Below are 5,994 nucleotides of genomic sequence, written 5' to 3'. Positions count from 1 at the left end.
TACCCAACCCAAGGCATCGGAAGCGGTAAAGGTTTCAGGTGGAAGCTCGCTTAGAAGCTTCTCCAAACCATGCTGATGTTCCGGGGGAAGATTTAGCTGAAAGACCGGAGAATCGGTTCTAAATATCTGGGGCAGCATCCTGGATGCGTATCTGGCTGCCAGTTCCCAAGCGCTTGTTGCACCTTCTTCAGGAGCCAGGGCTTCGCAATCATCCAAACTCAGTGACACAGGGTTATTGGGATCATCATCCATTAGCAGATTATTCTCTGCCAAAAACCTGGCAAAGAGCATGCGATGCCAGTGTTCGTAAGCGATCTCCTCAGTGAGTATATCTATAGCCTGCCTGGAGTCCTGATACCTGGCATCTCCAAGCTGGCGTCCATGAACACGTAGTCTGCGCCGCAGAGCTTTTTCTGGCTCACCAAGGAAGCCGGGGGGATTGGCATCTCCCACACCTAGTTGTTCAAGAGCTGCTTTAGCACCTGTTTCGGCAATTTCCCGGGCTTCTTTTATCGCCCTTTCCAGTTTGTTACGAAGAGATTTATCGAGGGGGAGCATTATGCATACCTCATTGCAGGATTATAGGTCCGTTGGCAATGGCTTCTTTGAGTAAAGCACCCATTTCTTGTAGCCAAGCATCGACATCGTCGGCAGTTCTCAAGGTGTGGGATGGCAATTTTATTACCTGGCTTTGTGGTTCCATGAGTTTGGCTGCCTCTTCCAGGGCTTTATTAAATCTGCCAGGTAAGGCTGCAATCCTATCCTTGATGGAGCTTAGTGAATTCTTTGATAGAGTTTTAAGAATAGCGTTTGTGTCGGATAGGTCAAAGATTAGCACTGAACTAGCATCAAGCTGATTTGCTTTGAGGATTGCTTCCTGCTGTTCCGGTTCCAAGGTTTGCCAGTTGCCGCTTGATCCAAGGCTGGCTTTCCCTTGTTTAAAAGCTAAATCGTATTCTTGCTTCAGGCGATTTAACTCTTCCCGAAAGTTTTGGCTAAGCGCAGATACGATGGGCACCACAGGATCTGGGTCTGCGAGTAGCAGCCTCTGGTCTTTGATATGCTGAATCTGACTTTGGATGATCTCAAGATCAGGCAAGCCCTCAGACAGAGCCAGCAGTTGCTCGATTAGCCTCCAATGAGGATGCCGCTTAGCAATTTGATCCGCAGTTGTCTTGGCGGTGTCTATCAAAGCGCTTAGCTCTTCACAGGCATTGTAGATAGCCATCAGTCTTTCATTGCCGCTGCAGAGCCTGATTTCTTCAATTTTATCAGAGTTTGGTCTGTTTGGAAGCGGAGCATCGCCCCCGGCTTGGTCCATTATGGAGCTGAGTTTAAGGATAAAGTCGCCAGAAGAGTTATATTCATCTCCTGATGGGCAGGATAACCCAAGCTTTTGATACAACCTGCGGATGCTGATGCGCTGGGCATTGCTGATCACTACGGTCTCACTTTTTAAGGTAATCTTGCCAATGGCTTTACGTTCCAATTTGGCAATTTCAATGATCTGGTTCCGCTCATCTAAGGCTTTGATGATGCCTGCCACGATCAGAACTGCTATTGCACCATCGATGGCATCTCTCGGCCAGCCATAGGGAGATTTGTCAAAATGCTTGCGGATATCGTCACCCTTCTTACCATTGCCGATATAGCTTAAAATAGCTTTGCAAATGGGATTGTTTGCCGGCTCACCGCTATAATCAATGGAGCTTAGGGCATCCGGTGCTCCATGCATGGCTTTTTCATAAACCTTGCTCCATCTGCTATCGTCGGCTTCGCTGAATTTTGGATACAGCCGCAATAGGGAGCTACTAAGAGAGCTTTCCAGGCTTGCCTTTAGATTTGCCTCACTGATCTCGTTGCCTCCGGCTTGGATCACTTTCGCTTCCGAAAATAACTCTTGGAAGAGCTCATCGAGCTTAAGCTCTGCTGTGTTTTTTATAGTTTCTATGGCTGATCGGGCTTCAATACCCTCAGGAGTATTGGGGTTCCCCTTTACCCGCAAGGTGTTTTCTGCTGCTTTCAGTTCTATCAGGCTTGCTCTGATGGCATCAGAGTTCTTTTTTGGCAGATAAACAGTGATTAGGGGAGAGTCATTGCCCAGTTGTTTCGCATCTACTCTGGCAGAGTTTTCCTCTACGCTCCAGCCATTTCTTAACCAGATGTAGAGCTTTTCTTTGTGATCTATTGGACTGCTGCCAGCGTAACTTAGCAAGGCTTCGCGTGGTACTTTTGATTTTCCATGCAAAACACTTAAGCCCCTGGTTGCGGAAGCATAGTGCTGCTTAATCCGTTCTTCCCGTTCTGAATCAATCAATTGAGATGAACTGGATAGAGCTAACTTCTGAGTTTGAATCTCGCCATCCCATGCGACGCTTTCCTCGGTCTGAATGCGGTATTCATCCTTTACTTTCATCAATAAGGAGCAGGTATCCAGTAGTTTGGGCAGTTTGCTGCGTAAAGCACTACTATCTATAGTTATATCCTCCAGCATCAGGTCTGCCAGTGTGGTGGTTACGGCTCGGATGCCAAGATCAGGGTTATGCGCATTGATCTTATTGATAAGGAATATCAAACCACATGCCTTGGCAAGCAGTCGCTCATCCTCATTTTCACTGGCTATCCAGAGCATGGTTTGATCATATACCTTACTTGGCAGGAGGCGGGCTTGCAGGAGTTTGATAGCCGAATCGAAATACAGATAATCAGCGGGTATTACATTTCCTATAGGCATATCCACATTTGTTTTGATAGCTTTATGGATTGTGCTCAGTTGATTGCGGAGCTGGCTGTCTGTGCCAGTCATGTCCAAAACCCTAAGCGCTTCTTCCCAAAATCTACGTCTTACTGGCAGGATGGGATAATCCTGGGTAAAGAATGAATCATCTTCTTTTTTATGTGCCACTGCGGTTCCGCTCAGGTGTCGAGACAGCTCTCCGATATTGGATTTATAGACATTGTCCAAGGCTGGCAAGGCAGCAGGATTCTTGGCAAGAAATACCTTGCGGATCACAGTATCCACATCGTTATCAGAAAGCTGGATAGGGATGGTAAAGCGCCCCTCCAGTTTCTTCAGATTTGCAGTGCCAGAAATGGCTGTCTGTCCTGTGGCTACGATGATCAGCTTTCCACCGATGTTTTTTGTGCAGGCTTCGATGGTCTCTTGCACATCCAGCGAACGCTCACTGCTGTCGCCGATGTATTGCTGCATTTCATCAAGGATGATGGCTGTGAGGGGGATCTTGCTGTCTATTGACAAAGCGCTGCGTAGGGCTTTGAGCATTTCATCTATCGATATGTCATCAGTGCTGGGATATAGATTAAGCAGGGTATCCATGCATACTTCATGAGACAGAAAGACATTAGGCTTTACCTTCATTAAAGCATCGTGTAAGCATTCGGCGATATAGAAGTTATCAAGTTCAAAATCCCAGTTTGCACCAGCAGAAACAACATAATCCCTGGTTTGCTCAAAAATATGCTCTTGTTTTAACCACAATACAAACTTGGCTTTTTGGTACTGCTCAGGTAAGCCCAGGGACGTGAATACAACACCCAGTAGTGCTAGCCGCACATTGCTGCTACCAGATCCGAGTGTTCCCGATGCTGCATGTAAACCGCCATGACGTTTTGCCTGTATACTTAGCTCTTTTAGAAGGTCTCTGGTGCTTTGGGGTAGATTTGCGATGCCCCTGGCAGTTGCTCCATCTGAGAAAACCGTATCCAACCATAGCGCACGGAGCATCTTAGCCAGGTGAGATTTTCCTGAGCCATAAAAGCCACTGATCCAAACAGAGGGTTGCTGGGCTTGATTGATGTTTTTCAGATAGGTTTCCAGAATATGGTTCAAGCCCTTTTCATACTGCCCATCACATACGAAAGTCTCCAATTCATAGCGGAGTACTTCCAGAGCTTGGTCTGTTCGTTCATCATTGACGTTTGCCACGCCTTCGTTGACTAACTTGACTGAAGTAGGGTCTTTAAGGTATATATCTCTATTCAGCATCTTTTTACCCCTTAAGATTCGTTATCCGAAGTTATTGGTATAGCCAGATAGCTCCAGCCGTCATATCCGTCCAGCAGACGGTAATTATTATTTTCGTAAGTTCCGGGGAAGAATACTACCAAACGTCCCTTTACTAAAGGAGCGATGCTCTCTATAAGTTCCTTCACTTTCAAGAAACCAAATAGTGACCCTACGCCATAGATAGCAAAGGCGGTATCTGCATCGGCACCATTGCTGATGACATAAGCCTCGATCTGGCTTACTAAATACGCCTTATAGGTTGGTAAAACTGTCTTGAGTAATTTGGGATTCTTAAAGTATTGTTCGGCATAGGGGTGAGAGGAAAGCCACTGGGCAAAGCTGTCAGAAAGATCATATTGCAGCCATTTCTTTGAGCTTTGGATAGTTGCCAGCTCAAATTCCTCCAGCTTGGCTCTGAGGTTTTTTTCGTCCTTTGGGTCATATACACAAAACCAAACCCTTTGCATCGATGCTGCATCAGATCGCCAAGGTATCCTCACATGCTTATGATAGTTTTGGAGTAGTGAATCTATTTTAGACATTGATCTTCTCCGGTACTGCTGCTATTAGGATAGCATCAAAATCAACTTCAACAACGTCACCAATGCGCTTCAAGCGGAGCAAGCCCATGCGAGATGCAATCTCTGCTAAATTAATCAAGGTTTCTTTGGGGCTATCCAGATAAGACACAAATTCGCTTTCAAACAGCCGCATTCCCTGTGCTCCGCAAAGGAAACCAAGTAAAAGTGCATAAGTAACCGATGTTGGGCTGGGCTGGGCTTTAATCCTAACTTTCCTGCTTCTACCGGTTAAAAAGCCAGCTTGGGTCCATGTTGCATTGATGTTTTGACTGGTGGAAGTAAGCGTCACTGGGCTAAATCTATCAGGATGTAGCTTGGCGATTTGTTTTTCCAATTCCAATCTATCAATCACTGTTCCTTCCGACTTGGCAAGCACCCAGGGAGTAAGCTCCCTAAGTAGTTGGTCACGGGTAGTAGCACACAAGAACGCATTTTGTGGAAGCGATTCTGGGTCTTTAATCCAGAGTATTTTGAGGATACGGAAAATCGTAATTTCATCATCAAGCCCGTAAAGAATGCGTAGATTGTCAAGCGTGCGCTCTCTGTTGCTTGCAGAACGCTTATGAAGACAGTTGTCATTTAATATTGCAGATGCGTAGTCTTTGAAAGAGGCTTCAGGTGCATTCACTGCACTTAGCAGCATACCCAATTCGGGAAGCATTATTGTCCTGGATGTATGAGATCCGGCAGAATTGAGCCGCAAACCGAATTGCTCAGGATTTGTGCTTTGATTTTGAATCACTCACTACCTCGTTCGCACCACCTTTCCGCATCCAGATATCTACCTCATCTGTTTTGAATTTCCAGAGCTTGCCCAGCCTATGTGCAGGCATACCTTTTTCTTTAACCCATTTATACACAGAGTCTTTCGTAATGCCCAAATACTCGCTGATTTCCACGACGGAAAGCCATCTGTCATTCACATTAAACTCCTTTATATGCGTGTCCAACATGGCATAAGCGATAGCTTCTGTCCATACATTGTAAATCCATCAGCTAATGCCAAACACTGAAAATCACACTAATAAATGGTATCAGATTATGTCAAAGCATTTATTGAAATCAACATCGAGTAATTGCTCATTTTTTCGATCGATACATGAGAATAGGCTTTAAATGGTCGAAACAATCAGGTTCCGAGATATTATCCAAGCCAACTCCGGATCGGGGGTCCAGTTAACAGTTTTGAAAAAACTCTGTCTATCTTAGTCAGGACTCAAGTTGATCTAATGTAGGGAGTTCCCTCTCAATCCAAAGATCTATAAGACCGTTGCACGTTAAAATGGACAATAAGTTTATCTAAATAGTTCTTGACAAATATGTTACATGTATGATTATGGCTCAATCAATACACAGGAGCTAATCATGGAAAAGCAAACCCTAACT

General features: G+C 45.3%; 5 protein-coding genes. All 5 read right to left on the bottom strand.

Annotated features, from left to right (window positions below; all coding sequences use genetic code 11):
- Positions 1-558: SAM-dependent DNA methyltransferase (locus LHW48_09645; GenBank protein MCB5260714.1), on the bottom strand; the 558-nt coding region annotated here is incomplete at its 3' end.
- A 10-nt stretch (positions 559-568) separates the two neighbouring features.
- Complete coding sequence (gene brxC, locus LHW48_09640; protein ID MCB5260713.1) at positions 569-4,006, bottom strand: BREX system P-loop protein BrxC; 3,438 nt, start codon at positions 4,004-4,006, stop codon at positions 569-571.
- 11 nt (positions 4,007-4,017) lie between these two features.
- Positions 4,018-4,569: a DUF1788 domain-containing protein gene (locus LHW48_09635; protein MCB5260712.1), complete on the bottom strand. Its 552-nt coding sequence runs from the start codon at positions 4,567-4,569 to the stop codon at positions 4,018-4,020.
- Complete coding sequence (locus LHW48_09630; protein ID MCB5260711.1) at positions 4,562-5,350, bottom strand: hypothetical protein; 789 nt, start codon at positions 5,348-5,350, stop codon at positions 4,562-4,564. The genes LHW48_09635 and LHW48_09630 overlap by 8 nt, the downstream gene beginning before the upstream one ends.
- Positions 5,322-5,561, bottom strand: coding sequence for a helix-turn-helix domain-containing protein (locus LHW48_09625; GenBank protein ID MCB5260710.1), 240 nt, complete (start codon positions 5,559-5,561; stop codon positions 5,322-5,324). Before LHW48_09625 ends, LHW48_09630 begins: the two co-directional genes overlap by 29 nt.
- Positions 5,562-5,994: the final 433 nt, after the last annotated feature.

Source organism: Candidatus Cloacimonadota bacterium (genome assembly GCA_020532355.1).
Classification (GTDB): domain Bacteria; phylum Cloacimonadota; class Cloacimonadia; order Cloacimonadales; family Cloacimonadaceae; genus UBA5456.
This window is presented reverse-complemented; position numbering and strand designations above follow the sequence as displayed.